The organism is Nocardioides sp. CPCC 206348, from assembly GCF_048654705.1.
Classification (GTDB): Bacteria; Actinomycetota; Actinomycetes; order Propionibacteriales; family Nocardioidaceae; genus Nocardioides.
In genome coordinates this window covers 837-17,285 of record NZ_JBMCZA010000206.1, presented here as the reverse complement: position 1 = coordinate 17,285, position 16,449 = coordinate 837, and the positions used below count along the sequence as shown (strand labels likewise).

Genomic DNA, 16,449 nt, shown 5'->3' with positions numbered 1-16,449 from the left:
CGAGGGCGGTCCGCTCATCGGGCAGGCGACCCATTTCCACGCTGGTCAGACGTGGGTGGTTCGACCCATCAGTCCGTGGTCGTAGGCGAACGCCGTCGCGGCGGATCGCGAGGTCGTGCCCGTCTTCGCGAAGATGTTGGACAGGTGCCGGGCCACGGTCTTGGGGCTCAGGACCAGCTCGTCCGCGATGGCCCGGTTGCTCTTCCCGGACGCCAGCAGGCGGATCACCTCCAGCTCGCGGGCCGTCAGCCCGGCCGTCGTGGCCTCGCGAGGAACCGTCACGCCGAGCTTGTCGAAGCACGCCTGTGCGGCCGCCTCCTCGCGGGCAGCGCCGTCCGCATCGCCCAGCTCGGCCAGGGCCCGTGCCAGCAGGAGGCGGGTGCGCGCGGCCTCGAACGGTACGTCGAGCTCGCGCCATGCGTTGAACGCCAATCGCAGAGCCCCGAGTGACTCCACCGTTCGTCCCGCGGCGATGGCCACCGCGCCACGACAGCGGTGCGCTTCCGCGCGGAGACCGACGCTGTCGAACGTCTCGGCGATGGTGGTGAGCTCGTCGGCCGCGCTGTCAGCGGCGTCGACGTCGCCTGCTGCGAGCGCGATGTCGACCTGTGCAGCCATGAGGGGCGCGCGCTCCAGCCGGCTTCCGGCGTGCGAGGCGAGTGCGGCCGCGATCGATGCGGATGCCTGGGGGATGCGGCCCTGCGCCAGGCGCAGGAGCGGCATTCCGGGCTGCGGGTCCCGTCCGTAGTCGTGCGCCTGGGTGTAGGCCTGCTCCGCTCCGTCGAGGTCGCCGCGGAGCCGCCGTACCTCGCCGACCTCGTAGTAGGCGTCCGCGACGGCGAAGACGTCGATCCCGACCATGTCCTGACAGGCGCCGAGCGCTTCCTGCTCGGCTTCCTCCCACGCGCCGCGGCGTTGCAGGTTCTGTGCCCGGTGCACCCGGCAGATGCCCGGGAAGAGCGAGGCCAGCGGCAGCGGCTCCGACCAGCGGCGGGTGGCCTCGGTCCACTCCGAGGCGCGGCGCAGGTCGCGCAGCTCGTTGCACGCGTCCATCAGTCCGCAGTAGATCGCGCCCGTCCACAGCGGACCGAGGTCGTCCGACAGGGCAGCAACCATGGCCTCGTCGAGCAGCGCCAGGCCCTCGGCGACCCTGGCCTGCCGGATCCGCACCCGACCTTCGAAGTAGACGCCCAGGGCCACGAGGGTGGGGTCGTCGTGCCGGCGACCGAGGTCCTGCAGGCGGTGGGCCGAGGCCTCGGCATCGTGCAGGTCGCCGCCCATGAGTCCCGCTGTCCCGAGATACAGGGGGTACCCATGGGCGGCACTCTCCGGAAGCTGGTCCAGGATCCGCTGGGCGCGCCCGACCCAGCCAGCGCTCTGCGAGGCCTCGCCCAGCAGTCGCGTGTGGATGGAGAGGAGTACGGCGACGTGCGCGGCGCCCTCGGCCGGCTCGGGATACCCGCGATAGGCCTCGGTGTAGAGCCGGATCGACTCGTCCGTCCTGCCCAGCCACCAGGCCGCTTCCGCCTGGCCCTCGACGACCGATGGCGTGCGATCGGAGAGGGAGGCGAAGGCGTCGTACGCCGCCGACCAGTCCCGCCGTCGGCGGAACTCCTCGGCGTCCGCGAGCTCGGTCACCCTCTGACATTACGGCCGTTCATCGCGCGCGGACAGCCGTTCGGCTCACTCCGGAGCGAGTGACGCCCCGGGGAATCGACGTGCGTCAGCGGAGAACAGGGAACCGGTGGAGCAGTTCGGTCTTCTCGAGGCGGGCACCCAGCCCCCACGTGGTTCCGGCGCTGAGCAGGGCCAGCACGACGAGCGTGATCGCACCGAGCAGGTGGTCATCGAGCACCGGGTTGTTCTCGGGCGGCAGGACGACGGTCCACATCATCACGTAGAGCAGTGCGCCGGAGCCGGCGGCCAGGCGCATTGCGACGCCGAGAGTCAGTGCGAGGCCGATGCCGAGCAGGGCCAGCATGAAGAGCGTGTCGGCCCAGGCGGCACCGGCGATGCTGTTGTAGAAGCCCTTGAAGGGACCGTCGGCGCCGAACGCGAGGAACCCCTCGGTGGGGCTGCCGCCGTGGATCCAGGCCGCGTCGCCGAACCGGTCGAGCGTGCCGGTCTGGTCGTAGCCCGTGTGGAAGCCGAGTGCGAAGACCTTGTCGACGAAGGCCCACAGGAAGGTGAGCCCGAAGCCGATCCGGAGTACGGCGACCGCGCGGGCCGCCGTACCCGTCAGCCGGACGCCGCGGGAATCACCGGTCGTGGTGGTGGGGGTGATGTCGTGCTGGATGACCGCCATGGTCAGGACCTCCTCAGTTCTTCGTGCTCCCCAATCTGTCGCGCACGGCTGTCGGTGGTGAGGGCCAAAGGTCCTGTCACGGCCTGTCGATCGTCCCGGACCACTGCTGCCCCTGATCGACCCGGTCGTCAGGGCTCCGGCGGAACCACCAACGTGCCCCGAGGCGACAGGGAAGTCCGTCACAGCGGAAACCGGTGAATCCGGCACGGAAAGGGTGTTTCACATCGACGTGGTGCTGCTCCTACGGTCGCGGGACCGGCCATGTCGACCTGGTGGACGTGGCACCCCAACTCTTCTCGAGGTCTCCGTGTCGCACCGTCCCCTCTCGCGCAAAGCCCTGGCCGCACTCTGCGGGCTCATCGTCCTCGTCCTCGCGACGGCCGGCCTGGTGCCCGGCGCCGCTCCTGCGGCCAGCGGGGTCGCCGCAGCGAGCGAGCCGTACCTCGTGGGACGCGGCATCGCCGACGTCACCGGGCAGCCGGCCGAGAACGGCATGCTGGGCTACGCCGACTTCGCGCAGAACACGTCGGGGATCCACCTGCGGCAGCGCTCGCGCGCCTTCGTGATCGTGGACCGTGCGACGGGCGAGCGTGTCGTCCATGTCGTCGCCGACACGGGAATGATCTTCCAGAGCATCCGGGACGCCGTACTCACGCGCCTCGACCAGCGCCTGCCGGGGACCTATTCCGAGCGCAACGTCATGCTGACCGCCACTCACACCCACGCAGGGCCGGGCGGCGACTCGCACCACAATCTCTACAACCTGACGACCCTCGGCTATCAGGGCAAGACCTTCGAAGCCCTGGTCAACGGGATCGTCAGCTCCATCACCCGGGCCCACGCCGACCTGGCTCCGGCGGCACTGACGCTCTCGACGAGCCAGCTGAACAACGCCAGCGTGAATCGGGCCAGGACCGCCTTCGACCGGAACCCGGCTGCAGACAAGGCGATGTTCCCCAACGCCATCGACCCGCAGTCCACCACCTTGCAGGTGCGCCGGGGCGGCGTTCTCGACGGAGTCATCAACTGGTTCCCTGTCCACGCGACCAGCATGTCCACCCACAACACACTGATCAGCCCGGACAACAAGGGTTTCGCGTCCTACCGCTGGGAGCGGCAGGTCAAGCAGGTCGACTACGTCGGCCAGACGGATCCGGCCTTCATCTCGTCCTTCGCGCAGACCAACGCGGGCGACATGTCGCCGAACCTCAACCTGCATCCCACCGACGGACCCACCGCGGACGAGTTCGAGAACACGCGGATCATCGGCACGCGGATGTACGACTCCGCGTCCAAGGGCCTGGCCACCAACGTTCGCACCGTCACGGGCGGCGTCGACTCACGGATCGTGTACGTCGACATGGCGGACGTCGACGTGAGCGGCGCCTACACCCCCGACGGCAAGCCGCACAGCACCTGCAGCGCAGCTCTGGGGGCTGGGTTCATCGCTGGCAGCACGGAGGACGGTGGCGGGGGCCTGCCGATCCACAGCGGGCAGGCCGGCGGCGACCCGTTGTGGAGCGGAATCGCCGATCTCCTGTACACCGCCAGCCCGGAGCTCAAGGCCTGCCAGGCGCCGAAGGAGGTGCTGCTCCCCGCCGGCTCGCTCGACCTCGTGCAGCAGAAGCTGCCGGTGCAGCTGATGCGCATCGGCGGGCTCTACCTGATCGGGATGCCTGCCGAAGTCACCATCGTCTCGGGGCTGCGGCTGCGGCGCACGGTCGCCAGGATCGTCGGCGCCGACCTGAAGAACGTGCTGGTGCAGGGCTATGCCAATGCCTATGCCCACTACCTGACGACACCCGAGGAGTACGACTCCAAGGAGTACGAGGCAGCCAGCACGTTGTTCGGCCGCTACGAGCTCCCGGCCTTCATGCAGGTCACGGCAGGCCTGGCCACGGCGATGAAGGCCGGCTCCCCGGTCGAGCTCGGCACCAAGGAGCGCGACCGGAGCGGCGAGCAGATCCCCAGTCTCTCCGGCGCCGTCGTCATGGATGCCCCGTCCCTGGGGCACGGCTACGGCGACGTCCTCAAGGCCCCGTCCGCGTCGTACCCGATCGGCGACCAGGTCTCCGTGACCTTCGTCGGTGCGCACCCCAACAACAACCTCCATCTCGGCGGGACCTATCTCGCGGTGGAACGCAAGGTCGGTTCGGCCTGGGTGCGGGTGGCCGACGACGGCGACTGGTCCACGAAGTTCCGGTGGGCGCGTGAGGGCCTCGCGGCGTCCAGGGCCACGGTGACGTGGGACATCCCGGTCGGCACCCCGACGGGCAGCTACCGGATCCGCTACTTCGGGGACGCCCGGAACCTGTTCGGTGCGATCAGCCCGTTCACGGGCACCAGCCCGGCGTTCGTCGTCACGCAGTGAGCCGGTGGACCCCGACGGGCGAGGGCACCCAGCGTGCCCTCGCCCGTCGGCCCCACAGACGTCGCTCAGACGTCGTTCGCGAGGATGTTGTCGATGTTCCTCTCGGCCAGCGCGGTGATGGTGACGAACGGGTTCACCGTGGTGTTGCCGGGGATCAACGCACCGTCGATGACGTAGAGCCCGGTGTATCCGTGCAACCGGCCGTAGTTGTCGGTCGCCTTGTTGAGGACCGCGCCGCCGAGCGGGTGGTAGGTCAGGCCGTCCTGCCAGACCTTGTAGCCGCCGAAGAGGTCGGTGCGGTAGATCGTGCCTTCCTTGCTGTTGATCTTGTCGAAGATGGTCTTGGCCATGTTGATGGAGTCCTGCTTCCAGGCGGTCTGCCAGGACAGGTCGACCTTGTTGGCCGCGGCGTTCCAGGTGAACTCGGCACGCCGGGTCGTCCTGGTGATCGCCAGGTAGAGCGACGCATAGGTCTCGATGCCGGTCGGCAGGGGAGCGACCTCTGCGAAGGCACCGCCGGCGTCCCAGTTGTCGATGCCCGAGCAGGGAATCGTCGACTGCAGGGTGCCGGTCGCGTCCCACATGTGGTTGGCGCGACCGACCATCACGTTGCCGTTGTCGCCCCAGCCCTTGCCGACCTCGTTGTTGAGGGCAGGCAGGGCGCCGGTGGCCTTGAGCTTGACCAGCAGCTTGCTCGTGCCGACGCTGCCGGCCGCGAAGAAGACCTTCGCCGCCGTGACCGTCTTCGTCGTGACCACGTTGCCCGAGGTGTCGATCTGCTCGATCGTCACCGTGAAGCCGCCACCGGACGCCGGCGTCACCGAGGTGACCCGGTGCAGCGTCGAGACGTTCACCCGTCCGGTCGCCAGCGCCTGCGCGAGGTAGGTCTGGACGAGCGACTTCTTGCCGTGGTCGTTGCCGTACATGACCTGGCCGTCGAGCGCCGAACGGGTGACCGTCCCGGCCTGTTCGGCCTTCATGTAGTTCCAGTCGTAGATGTCCGGGACGAACGTCCACGCGAAGCCCGAGCGCTGTGCGTGCTTCCGTCCGACCCGGGCGTACTGGTAGCAGCTCGCGGTCTCGAACCATGCCGGGTCGATGGAAGAGACGCCGAGTGCGGTGTTGGCCCGCGGGTAGTAGGTGTCGTACATCTCCGTCGCGTCGACCGAGGGCAGGATCGAGTTGAAGCGCGACTGCTTCGGGGTCACCGCCATGCCACCGTTGACCAGCGAGCCGCCGCCCACGCCACGGCCCTGGTAGACCGTGATGCCGGCGAACTCCTCCGCGTCCAGGACGCCGGTGTACCTGGTGATGTCGGTGTCGATCGGGAACCCGAAGAAGTTGCTGACCGGTGCCTTGGTCTTGGTGCGCAGCCAGTAGGCCCGCTTGTCCGGGGAGGTCACCTTCGGGAAGATCTTCCCGTCAGCGCCGGGGGTGTCCCAGGACATGCCCATCTCGACCATCTCGACCTGTACGCCGGCCTGCGCGAGGCGCAACGCGGCCACCGCGCCGCCGTACCCGGTCCCGATGACCAGCGCCGGAACCGAGGCGCCGTTCCCGATCGCGGCCGCACTTGCCCGCCCCGGCATCGCGGCGGGCAGTCCTACCGCCGCGATGCCGAAGGCCGAGCCGGTGCCGGCCAGGAATCCGCGCCGGGAGACGCGGCTGCGTCCCTTGCCCGGCGTCGTTGTGTCCTGCATGTGATCTCCCTCACGTTGTCGGACGAAACAAGAACATGTTCTACATGTCCGACGGGTGAGGCGTCACCCCCTACCGGGTGGTAACCGTGGGGCGAATTCTTTGGACATCTGTCCAGTCGGGCGCCCAGAAATTGAGCGTTCTGGCGGGCCGTGGGTGGCGGCCGGAAGGTCGATCAGGTGCTGGCTTGAGCGATCCCGACGATGAGGGGCCGCACGATCGGCGGGGCCTTGAGCATCCGGTCGTGCTGCAGCTCGGACACCGTGAAGCCCGACTGCTCGATCGAGGCGAGCGTGTCGCGATTGCAGTGACAGCCGTGTCCGACGCGGACCTGCACGCCGTGCAGGCGGTCCTGCCAGCGAGCCAGCCCGGGGTCGTCGGAGCGGACGTGTTCGAGGAAGAGCAGCGTCCCGTCCGGCTTGAGCAGTCGCCGGATCTCGGCGAGTGACTTCGCCGGGTCATCGACCGTGCACAGGACCAGGGTGGAGACCGCGAAGTCGAAGCTCGCGTCCGCGAACGGCAGCTTCTCGGCCGGCGCCCGCGTGACCAGTGCCTGCAGGGTGGAGGCGGCCAGCTTGTGCTCCAGTCGGCGGGCCATCGGCTCCTCCGGCTCGGTGATGACGAGCTCGGTGATGCCGTCGCGGTAGTACGGAAGGTTCGCGCCGGTGCCGCCGCCGATCTCCAGCACCCGCCCGCTCGCGCGGCCGACCAGCGCCTCGCGGTGCGCCCCGAGCACGGACTTCTCGACACCGGCCATGATCCGGTCGTAGCCAGCCGCGAAGATCCGTCCCCACATGCTCATGTCAGACCGCCTCGAGCGCGATCGGCACGCCGTTGAGGTGCGCCATCCCGGCCAGCCGCTCGACATCGGCCACCTTGCTGGACGTGAGCTGGTTGACGTTGCTGCCGCCCGCCTTGTTGGCGCGCTCCCAGCCACCTCCGACGTGGCCCCAACCGTGGGGTACGGCGACCGTGCCGACCCTGACGTCGTCGGTGAGCAGCGCGGTCGTCTCGATGACGCCGTGCTCGGAGCGGATCCGGACCTGGGCACCGTCGGCGATCCCCGACGTGGCCGCGTCGGTCGGGTTGATCCGGGCCCGGTGCTCGCGCTTGCCCTTCATCAGCAACTCGCTGTTGTGCATCCACGAGTTCTGGGAGCGCAGCTCGCGCAGTCCGATCAGCCGCAGCGGGTACGCCGCGTCGTCGACGTGCCGGTCGCCCAGGCGGGCGAGCTCGGCTGCGATCTCCGGGGGATCGAGGCGGACCTTCCCGCCTCGGTGTCGCACCGCGTGCTTGAGCTGCCCGGTGGCGGCGTGGTCGCCCAGCACGATGCCGTGCGGGTTCTTGCGCAGCCTGGCGGCGTTGAGCCCGCCGCGTCGCAGGCCGAACCGGTCGCCGTACGGGCCGAGACGCAGGAGCGTCTCGATGAGGGCGCGCGGGGTCAGCCAGACGGGGGAGAGTCGATGGGCGAGGGCGACCGGCCTCCCCACGTGCCGCAGCGGCCCGAGCATGAACAGGGCGACGCCTGCCCGGCGGGCGATCTCGTCGACGATCTCCCACTCCTGGCGGGCTTCGCCGTACGGCGTCACGACCGCCTCGGTCGACTGGAAGAAGGGCGTCGGGGCCGCCGACGCAATGGCGATGGGGAAGTCCTCGCGTTCGAGGAAGGTCGTCGAGGGCAGGACGTAGTCGGCGTGCCGGTTGGTGTCGTTGACGTAGAGGTCCAGGGACACCAACAGGTCGAGCTCGGGCAGCGCCGCGGACAACGCCTCGCCGTTCGGGACCGAGAGGACCGGGTTGCCGGCGACGAGGAACATCGCCTTCATCTGGCCCTTGCCCGGGGTCGTGATCTCGTCGGCCATCAGGGCTGCGGGGAACGATCCGAGCACCTCGGGGAAGTCGCCGAGCCGCGAGCGCTTCGTGTCGTACGACGCCAGGCCGACCCGTTCCGCCATCTCCTCCAGGGGGATGGCGCCGAGGCTGAACAGCGTGCCGCCGGCGCGATCCAGGTTGCCGGTGACGATGGAGAGCACGTCGATCAGGAAGCTGACCAGCGTGGCGTGTCGGCCCAGGCACGCCCCTGTCCGGCCGTACGCCGACGCGCTCGGCGCCGTGGCGAAGTCCCGCGCCAGCTGCCGGACAGTGGCCGCGGGCACGCCGGTGATCGCTTCCGTGTCCTCGGGCGACTGTGCAGCCGCGGCCGTGCGGATCAGGTCGACACCGCGGGTCTGCCGCTGGAGCGCGGCCTCGTCGGCCAGGCCCTCCTCGAAGATCACGTGCAGCAGTGAGAGGAGCAGCCACGCGTCGGAGTCGGGGTTCACGGACACGTGCTCGAAGGCGCGGGCCGTCTCGGACCGACGCGGGTCGACCACGACGACACGGCCGCCGCGCGTGGTGATCGCCTTCAGGTGGTCCTTGATGCGCGGCGCGTTGATCGCGCTCCCGTGCGAAACGAGCGGATTGGCGCCGAGGACGAGCAGGAAGTCGGTGCGGGGGAGGTCCGGGAACGGCAGCTGCGTCAGGGCGCCGTACAACAGCTGGCTGGCGACGAAGCGGCTGTTGATGTCCTGCGAACCGGCCGAGTAGAGGTGGTCGGACCCGAGCCCCTTCATGAAGCCCGCGACCCAGAGGGTGGTCGAGTAGGAGAAGGCGCTCGGGTTGCCGAAGTACATCCCGACCGCCTTGCCGCCGTACGTCGACCGGATCTTCCTGAGCCGGGACGCGATGTCGGACAGGGCGTCGTCCCAGCTCACCTGCTCGAACTCGCCCGACGCGTTGCGACGGAGCGGATGCAGCACGCGGTCGGGGTCGTTCTGGACGTCGGTGAACGCGATCCCCTTCGGGCACGCCTGGCCGCGCGAGAGCGGGTGGTCCTGGTCGGGGCGCAGCGAGAGCAACCGACCGTCCTCGACCGTCGCGACCAGACCGCACAGGGGCTCACAGATCCGGCAGTAGGTGACCTTCTGTTCCACCGTCATTCGAGCAGTGTTGCGGATCGGGGGCCCGCGGGCCATGGTCACTCCGTGCACGCGGGGACGACCCAGCGACTAGCGTGGCCCGATGAACGACGACGAACATCGCAATCCGTCCGAGGTCTCGTCACGGCGCAACTGGTTCGACGAGTTCGCCGCCCGGGCCCAGGACGTCGCGTCCCGTGACCTGTTCTTCCTCGCGATCGTGGGTCTCACCCTGCTGTGGGCGCCGAGCTACTTCCTGCTGCACTCGCTCGACCACTGGTACATCGCCTTCGTGCTCCCCGCGGAGATCCTCACCCTGTTCCTCGTCGTGCTGCTCGAGAACCACAACCGCCGGTCCGAGCAGGCGTTGCACCGCAAGCTGGATGCCTTCGCCGCGGTGCTCGCTGCGATCGCAGCCGACTCCGACTCCGAGGAGGTCCAGAAGCACGCCAAGGAGCTGCGCGCCGCGGTCGGTCTGCAGGATCGCGAGAGCAGCGACTGAGCTTCAGTGCCGGCAGAGCTCGAACGCCCGCTCGGCCATCGGCAGCGCCAGCACCCGGTCCGCGGGCACCAGCCCCACCCGGGTACGACGATCGAGCAGGTCGTCCACGTCGGCAGCGCCTTCGTGGGTGATGCCGAAGACCAGCTCCGCGAGCGTGATGCCCTGCGGGCCGGGGGCCAGGAGCTCGTGCTCGGGCAACCCGGTCACATCGACCGCGTTGGACAGCACCAGTGCGGCCTCGGTGCCGAATCGTCGTACGAGACGGGCGGGGGCTTCGAGCTTCGCGAGCTCCTCGCGGGGCGCGGCGCCCAGCAGCGGCAGGTTGCGCGTGACGCAGGGTGCCGCAGTGAGGGCGACGGCGTCGACGGCGTCCTCGGCCATCTGCCGGTAGGTGGTCAGCTTGCCGCCGACGACGGTCACGACGCCGGTCGGTGAGGTGAGCACGGCGTGCTTGCGCGACAGGTCGGCCGTCGCGCCGTCGGAGTCGAGCAGCGGCCGGAGTCCGGCGTACGTGCCGATCACGTCCGAGCGCCGGAGCGGCTTCTCGAACGCGGCGCCGACGACGTCGAGCAGGAAACCGATCTCGGCCTCGGTGCCCTGGGGGACGTCGGGGATCTCGCCCTCGGTCTCCTCGTCGGTCAGGCCGACGTAGATCGTGCCGTCGGGCTGGGGGAGGGCGAACACGAACCGGCTGGTGGTCCCGGGGACGGGCACCGTGAGCGAGGCGGCCAGGCCGGGCAGCGTCGACTCCCGGAGCACCAGGTGCGTGCCGCGCGACGGCTTGAGCCTCACGTTCTCGACCAGGGTCCCGGCCCACACCCCGGTGGCGTTGATGACCGCTCGAGCGGTGACGCCGACGGTCTCGCCCGTCAGCTCGTCACGGAGCACGGCGCCCTTGCCCGTCGCGGACAGCACCCGCGCGCGGGTGCGCACCTCGGCCCCGAGCGAGGCTGCGGTCCGGGCGAGGCAGGTGACGAAGCGGGCGTCGTCCTCGAGCTGGCCGTCCCAGCTGAGCAGGCCGCCGCGCAGGCCGGACAGGCGCAAGCCAGGGGCGAGCCGGAGTGCCTCGTTGCGGGAGATCCGCCGCGGGCGGGGGAGCGTCTCGGCACTGGTGCCCGCGCTGATGCGCAGGGCGTCGCCGGCCCGGAAACCGGCCGAGGCGAGCGCGGCCTGCGCGAGGGAGACGCTGGTCATCAGCGGCAGCAGCATCGGCATCGGGTGGCTCAGGTGCGGAGCGGTCGACTCCATCAGGATGCCGCGTTCGACCGCGCTCTCGTGGGCCACGCCGACCTGGCCGTTGGCGAGATAGCGCAGGCCGCCGTGCACGAGCTTGCTCGACCACCGCGACGTGCCGAACGCGAAGTCGTGGGCGTCGACGGCCAGGACGGTCAGGCCGCGCGAGACGGCGTCGAGGGCGACCCCGGCGCCGGTGACGCCGAGCCCGATCACCAGCAGGTCGACCGAGGCGGGTGCGTCGGCCAGGCCGGGCCGGAGGCGGGTGGGTGACGACGTCATGGCGCGAGGTACCTCCGGACGAGAGTCGTGAGTTCGGTGTCGAAGTCGGCCTGGGTCAGGTCGTCGTCCTGCATCGTGTGCGCCGAGATCGCGAAGCCGTGGGCGGCGAGCATGAGGGAGCGGGCCAGCAGCAGCGGGTTCCCGGCCCGGACCTCGCCGACGGCCTGTGCTTGCGCGAGGCGGTCGGCAAGGGCGCCGATGATGACGTCCTGGGAGCGACCTCGCCGGTCGATCAGGTAAGGCAGCAGCTGCTCGGGGTCGACGTCGATGATCCGGCGGAACAGCTCGTTCTCGCGCAGCACGGACACCGCGGCAGCCAGCCGGCGCGCGATCACGTCGAGCACGCTGTCGCCGTCTTGCTCGACCTCGTTGACGACCTCGTTGACGACGCCGTCGATCTGCGCGACCCACTCGCGCGTCATCAGGTCGGCGAGGATCGACTGCATGTCCGGGTAGGCGCGGTAGACCGTCATCCGGGACACGTCGGCACGACGGGCCACGTCGGTGAGGGTGGCGCGCTTCCAGCCCACCGTGAGGATGACCTCGCGGGCTGCGTCGAGGAAGCGATCCTTGTTACGAACTGACGTCATGTGTCACACTGTAACGCATGACCCGAGAAATGCACCCCCAGCGCTGGGGCGACGCCAGCCACGCCGGTCCCCTCCCGGAGTCCACCCAAGGTCTCGTGGAGCTCGCGTTCGGCGCGCTCGACACCCCGGCCGTGGAGTCGGTCAGCGTTCCGGCCTCGGGCCTCCCGGACGACCTGCTCGCCGGCCTGCGCGACGTCATCGGCGCCGCCCATGTGCTCACCGACGACGAGACCCGCCGCCTGCGCACCCGCGGCAAGTCGACCCCCGACCTGCTCAAGGCCCGTGCCGGTGACCTCACCGACGCCCCGGACGTCGTCGCGCGACCCGGCAGCCACGACGAGGTCGTCCAGCTGCTCGCGTGGGCCGTCGACCACCACGTCGCCGTCGTCCCCTTCGGGGGCGGTACGTCGGTCACCGGCGGTCTCGTCGCGCGCCGTGAGGGCTACGCCGGCCTCGTCAGCCTGGACCTGATCCGGCTCAACCAGCTCGTCAGCGTCGACCCGATCTCGATGACGGCGAAGCTGCAGCCCGGCATGCGCGGCCCCGAGGCCGAGGCCGCCCTCGCCGAGTTCGGCGTCACCCTCGGGCACTTCCCGCAGTCCTTCGAATTCGCCACCATCGGTGGTTTCGCCGCGACGCGCAGCAGCGGCCAGAACAGCGCGAGCTTCGGCCGCTTCGACCAGCTGGTCGTCGGCCTCAAGGTCGCCACGCCCGTCGGTGAGCTGGTCGCCGGCTCCTCGCCGCAGAACGCCGCCGGCCCCGACCTGCGCCAGCTCCTGCTCGGCTCGGAGGGCACCTTCGGTGTCATCACCGAGGTCACGGTGCGGGTCCGCGCGATCGCCACCGAGACGGCGTACGAAGCCTGGCGCTTCGAGTCGTTCGCCGCCGGTCAGGCCGCGATGCGCCACCTCGCGCAGAACCAGCTGCTCCCGACCATCATCCGGCTCTCCGACGAGACCGAGACGGCCCTCAACCTGGCCAGCCAGACGGCCGTCGGTGCGGAAGCCGCCACCGGCTGCCTGATGATCGTCGGCCACGAAGGTGCCTCGATCGCCAACAAGCGGACCGTCGTCACCGAGGCGCTGACCGCCCTCGGCGGCGAGCCGCTCGGTGAGGAGCGCGGCAACGCCTGGCTCGCCGGGCGCTTCCACGCGCCGTACCTCCGCGACTCGATGCTCGACGTGGGTGTCCTGGTGGAGACGCTGGAGACGGCGACGTTCTGGTCCAACACCGACCGCCTCTACACCAGCGTGAAGGCCGCGCTCGAGGCCAGCCTCGGCGAGGGCACCCTGGTGCTCTGCCACGTCTCGCACGTCTACGAGACCGGTTGCTCGCTCTACTTCACGGTCGCGGCCAAGCAGGGCGACGACCCGCTTCCGCGCTGGCTCGCGGCCAAGGCGGCAGCGTCCGACGCCATGATCGAGTCCGGTGCCACGATCACGCACCACCACGCGGTCGGCACCGACCACAAGGCCTGGTTCGCGCGGGAGATCGGCCCGGTCGGCGTCGCTATGCTGCGCGGCGTGAAGGCCACCGTCGATCCCACCGGGATCCTCAATCCGGGGGTGCTGATCCCGTGAGGTCGTTCTCCTTCCTCGTCAACCCGCTGTCGGGTGGTGGCGCGGCTCCGGCCGCCGTCGTCCCCGTGGCGCGGCTGCTCCGCGACGCCGGCGCCGAGGTCGAGGTCACGTACTCACCCGGCCCCAAGGCCACGCTCGACCTGGTCCGGGCCGGGGTCGCGCGCGGTGACGTGATCGTCGCCGTCGGCGGCGACGGCATGCTGTCGTCGATCGCCGGCCAGGTCTCGCAGGACAACGGGGTGCTGGGCATGATCCCGGCCGGCCGCGGCAACGACTTCGCCCGGATGCTGAAGCTGTCCGAGGACTCCGAGGCCATCGCGAAGGTGCTCCTCGAGGGTGCCGAGACGCCGACCGACCTGATCTCCGTGACGCTGCCGGGCGCCGAACCGCGCCTGGTGGCCGGTTCGGTCTACTCAGGTGTCGATGCGCGCGCCGGCGAGATCGTCGACAAGGTCCGCTGGATGCCGGCGAAGCTGCAGTACCCCTACGCCGCGGTGCACTCCCTGGCGACGTACGTCCCCTCGACGTTCACGGTCGTCATCGACGGTACGACGCACTCCTTCGTCGCGGCCACCGTCGTCGTGGCCAACTCCGGCTACTACGGCAAGGGCATGCACATCGCCCCGGACGCGTCATTGACCGACGGACTCCTCGATGTGATCGTCATCGAAGCAGCCTCGCGTCGCGAGATGATGAAGGCGTTGCCGAAGGTGTACGACGGCGCGCACGTCCTGCTCGACCAGGTGACCGTGCTGCGGGGGGCAACAGTGGAGATCAGTGGGAGTCCTTCCGTGCCCATGGGTGGCGACGGCGAGCCGCTCGGGATGTTGCCGACGTCTCAGGAACAGCCGGCGGTTGTGCGTGTCCTGCCCGGTGCCCTGAAGATCCTCACGTGAAGTTCCTTGACCACGAGGCCGCCCTCACGGTGATGGCCGACAAGATGGCCGAGCTCAAGCCGAAGCTGCGCGGCTGGCTGCACGCGGGGTCGGTCCCGTTCGTGATCGCCGCCGGCGTCGTCCTGATCGTGCTGTCGCCGACCGGGGAGACCAAGGCCGGATCGGCGGTCTTCATCGCGTCGGCGCTGCTCCTGTTCGGCGTCTCCGCGATCTATCACCGCGGCACGTGGAAGCCGGCGATCTGGGCGATGCTGCGCCGCTTCGACCACGCCAACATCTTCGTGCTGATCGCCGGCACCTACACCGCGTTCGCGATGCTCCTGCTCGACGGCACGTCCCGGGTGGTGCTGTTGGTCGTCATCTGGGGAGCCGCGGTGCTCGGCGTGCTGTTCCGGGTGTTCTGGACCGGCGCCCCGCGCTGGCTCTACACGCCGATCTACATCGGCATGGGCTGGGCCGCGGTGTTCTTCATCCCCGACTTCATCGACGGCAGCGAGAAGCTCGGTACGGCGGTCGCGATCGCCACGCTCGTCCTGGTCGCCTCGGGCGGCATCCTCTACACCCTCGGTGCGGTGATCTACGGCCTGAAGAAGCCGAACCCCAAGCCGGAGTGGTTCGGCTTCCACGAGGTGTTCCACACCTTCACGATCCTCGCCTTCGTCTGCCACTACGTGGCGGTGTCGCTGGCGACGTACGCGCTGAGGTGACTGGCGTCAGCGAGCGCTGAGCGGCCGACCCGTCACCGTGCGGATCGCGGCCGTCGCCATCCCGACGTACCCCCACAGCGACCGCAGTGACAGGGCGACCGAGAGCACCGTCCGGGTGCCGGTCGGAGCGGGCTTGCCGGCGAACCGGTCGGCCATCCAGCCGATCATCAGCGGCAGCGCCAGCGGGTGCAGGCTGAGGTGTTCGCTGAAGCGGTCCCGGACGTAGTGCACGGTCGCGCCGCCGTCGACGTACCGCTGTTGCTGACCGTCGACGTCCTCGATGTGGATGATCTGGTCATGGGTCGCCTGCGTCATCAGGACCGGACAGGCCGGGATCCGCTGGCCCAGGCGCAGGTCGTCGAAGACGTGCAGGACCTCGGGCGTGCCCAGCACGTCAGCCAGTGGCGCGTCGAGGTAGTCGTCGAAGTCGTGGTTGCGGTGGTGGACGACGGCCGCCAGCGTGCTGGACGTCTCGAGCCGCTGCAGGTGCCGCCTGCCCTCGAAGGAGGCGTGTTCCTGGATGACGCGGGCGAGCCCGGGGTAGCCGCTGCGCAGGCCCGCGACGACCATCGCCGGCAGCCCGGCGTGGAAGGTGCCGTTGAGCCGGATGAACGTCTCGGCCGGATCACCCACGGGCGCGCCGAGTGCGGCGCCGACGATGTTCAGCTCCGGTGCGTACTCGGGTGCCATCTCGGCGGCCCAGGACGAGGCCATGCCGCCGCCGGAGTAGCCCATGAGGCCGACGGGCGTGGAGGCCTGGAGTCCCAGCGGCTCGAAGTCGAGGGCGGCCCGGACGCCGTCGAGCACCCGGTACCCGGGCTCGCGTGCGGCGCCGAAACGGCCTAGAAGGCCCTCGTGGTCGCACAGCGACAGTGCCCAGCCCTTGCGCAGCACCCCGGCCAGCAGGGCGAATTCCAGTGGGGGAATGGAGCCCCATGAGCGGGCGCCCTGACGCAGGGCGTACGACGGGAAGGCCTTGCCCGAGATCGCGTCGATCGCGCACTGGTAGGCCAGCAGCGGTCGCGGTTCGTTCGGGTCGGCGCCCTCGGGGAGCACCACCGTGGTGACGGCCGCCTCGGGTGCGCCGTTCAGGTCGGTGCTCCGGTAGACCAGTTGCCATGCCGACACCTGCTGGGGGATCAGGCCCAGGAACGCCAGTTCCACCTCGCGGGAACGGATGATCGCGCCCGGGGCGAGGAGGCCGAGACCGGTCGGTGCGACCAGGAACGGATCGTCCTGGGGGAGCAGCGGGCGGGCGGTCTTCGCGTCGGCAGCGGGGGCCGAGGCCTGATCGGGCAGGGGTTGCACGACGTCATACAAGCATTTGC

At 70.0% G+C, this 16,449-nt stretch carries 13 protein-coding genes; 5 read left to right on the top strand and 8 right to left on the bottom strand.

Annotated features, from left to right (window positions below):
• Positions 1-45: 45 nt before the first annotated feature.
• Positions 46-1,638 (bottom strand): LuxR C-terminal-related transcriptional regulator, encoded by a 1,593-nt coding sequence (locus ACOADB_RS20385; RefSeq protein ID WP_378602730.1) that lies wholly within the window; start codon positions 1,636-1,638, stop codon positions 46-48.
• 85 nt (positions 1,639-1,723) lie between these two features.
• A complete protein-coding gene (locus ACOADB_RS20380) occupies positions 1,724-2,305 on the bottom strand; it encodes a hypothetical protein (protein WP_378602727.1) in 582 nt (193 codons plus the stop codon).
• 307 nt (positions 2,306-2,612) lie between these two features.
• On the opposite strand from ACOADB_RS20380, the gene ACOADB_RS20375 reads away from it, so the two are divergent.
• Positions 2,613-4,676 (top strand): neutral/alkaline non-lysosomal ceramidase N-terminal domain-containing protein, encoded by a 2,064-nt coding sequence (locus tag ACOADB_RS20375; protein WP_378602724.1) that lies wholly within the window; start codon positions 2,613-2,615, stop codon positions 4,674-4,676.
• Positions 4,677-4,741: 65 nt separating this feature from the next.
• Here ACOADB_RS20375 and ACOADB_RS20370 read toward each other — a convergent pair whose 3' ends face one another.
• The 3 genes from ACOADB_RS20370 to ACOADB_RS20360 form a co-directional block, all read right to left on the bottom strand.
• A complete protein-coding gene (locus ACOADB_RS20370) occupies positions 4,742-6,376 on the bottom strand; it encodes a GMC oxidoreductase (protein WP_378602721.1) in 1,635 nt (544 codons plus the stop codon).
• A gap of 173 nt (positions 6,377-6,549) precedes the next feature.
• The gene (locus ACOADB_RS20365; protein WP_378602718.1) at positions 6,550-7,176 is read right to left on the bottom strand and encodes a class I SAM-dependent methyltransferase; all 627 of its coding nucleotides are present in this window, start codon (positions 7,174-7,176) and stop codon (positions 6,550-6,552) included.
• Between the two features lies 1 nt (position 7,177).
• Entirely contained in the window at positions 7,178-9,352 is a 2,175-nt protein-coding gene (locus tag ACOADB_RS20360; protein WP_378602715.1) for a molybdopterin-dependent oxidoreductase, read from the bottom strand.
• Positions 9,353-9,434: 82 nt separating this feature from the next.
• Between ACOADB_RS20360 and ACOADB_RS20355 the strand changes: the two genes are divergently transcribed.
• Positions 9,435-9,833: a low affinity iron permease family protein gene (locus ACOADB_RS20355; RefSeq protein ID WP_378602712.1), complete on the top strand. Its 399-nt coding sequence runs from the start codon at positions 9,435-9,437 to the stop codon at positions 9,831-9,833.
• A gap of 3 nt (positions 9,834-9,836) precedes the next feature.
• On the opposite strand, the gene ACOADB_RS20350 is transcribed toward ACOADB_RS20355, so the two are convergent.
• Both ACOADB_RS20350 and ACOADB_RS20345 read right to left on the bottom strand, forming a co-directional pair.
• Positions 9,837-11,348, bottom strand: coding sequence for a glycerol-3-phosphate dehydrogenase/oxidase (locus ACOADB_RS20350; protein ID WP_378602709.1), 1,512 nt, complete (start codon positions 11,346-11,348; stop codon positions 9,837-9,839).
• A complete protein-coding gene (locus ACOADB_RS20345; RefSeq protein ID WP_378602706.1) occupies positions 11,345-11,938 on the bottom strand; it encodes a TetR/AcrR family transcriptional regulator in 594 nt (197 codons plus the stop codon). Before ACOADB_RS20345 ends, ACOADB_RS20350 begins: the two co-directional genes overlap by 4 nt.
• A gap of 17 nt (positions 11,939-11,955) precedes the next feature.
• Between ACOADB_RS20345 and ACOADB_RS20340 the strand changes: the two genes are divergently transcribed.
• From ACOADB_RS20340 to trhA, 3 genes are read left to right on the top strand one after another with little or no spacing between them, the layout of a single operon-like run.
• Positions 11,956-13,518 (top strand): FAD-binding oxidoreductase, encoded by a 1,563-nt coding sequence (locus ACOADB_RS20340; protein ID WP_378602703.1) that lies wholly within the window; start codon positions 11,956-11,958, stop codon positions 13,516-13,518.
• Positions 13,515-14,414: a diacylglycerol kinase family protein gene (locus ACOADB_RS20335; protein WP_378602700.1), complete on the top strand. Its 900-nt coding sequence runs from the start codon at positions 13,515-13,517 to the stop codon at positions 14,412-14,414. Before ACOADB_RS20340 ends, ACOADB_RS20335 begins: the two co-directional genes overlap by 4 nt.
• Positions 14,411-15,121: a PAQR family membrane homeostasis protein TrhA gene (trhA, locus tag ACOADB_RS20330; RefSeq protein WP_378602697.1), complete on the top strand. Its 711-nt coding sequence runs from the start codon at positions 14,411-14,413 to the stop codon at positions 15,119-15,121. Before ACOADB_RS20335 ends, trhA begins: the two co-directional genes overlap by 4 nt.
• Before the next feature lie 6 nt (positions 15,122-15,127).
• Here the strand turns inward: trhA and ACOADB_RS20325 are convergent, their stop codons facing one another.
• Positions 15,128-16,429, bottom strand: coding sequence for a lipase family protein (locus ACOADB_RS20325; protein ID WP_378602694.1), 1,302 nt, complete (start codon positions 16,427-16,429; stop codon positions 15,128-15,130).
• Positions 16,430-16,449 lie beyond the last annotated feature (20 nt).

Excerpts from the sequence above, each read along its gene's own strand:
- ACOADB_RS20350 (WP_378602709.1), bottom strand. The coding sequence starts at position 11,348 with ATGACGTCGTCACCCACCCGCCTCCGGCCCGGCCTGGCCGACGCACCC.
- ACOADB_RS20360 (WP_378602715.1), bottom strand. The coding sequence starts at position 9,352 with ATGACGGTGGAACAGAAGGTCACCTACTGCCGGATCTGTGAGCCCCTG.
- ACOADB_RS20380 (WP_378602727.1), bottom strand. The coding sequence starts at position 2,305 with ATGGCGGTCATCCAGCACGACATCACCCCCACCACCACGACCGGTGAT.
- ACOADB_RS20340 (WP_378602703.1), top strand. The coding sequence starts at position 11,956 with ATGACCCGAGAAATGCACCCCCAGCGCTGGGGCGACGCCAGCCACGCC.
- ACOADB_RS20370 (WP_378602721.1), bottom strand. The coding sequence starts at position 6,376 with ATGCAGGACACAACGACGCCGGGCAAGGGACGCAGCCGCGTCTCCCGG.
- ACOADB_RS20355 (WP_378602712.1), top strand. The coding sequence starts at position 9,435 with ATGAACGACGACGAACATCGCAATCCGTCCGAGGTCTCGTCACGGCGC.
- ACOADB_RS20345 (WP_378602706.1), bottom strand. The coding sequence starts at position 11,938 with ATGACGTCAGTTCGTAACAAGGATCGCTTCCTCGACGCAGCCCGCGAG.
- ACOADB_RS20365 (WP_378602718.1), bottom strand. The coding sequence starts at position 7,176 with ATGAGCATGTGGGGACGGATCTTCGCGGCTGGCTACGACCGGATCATG.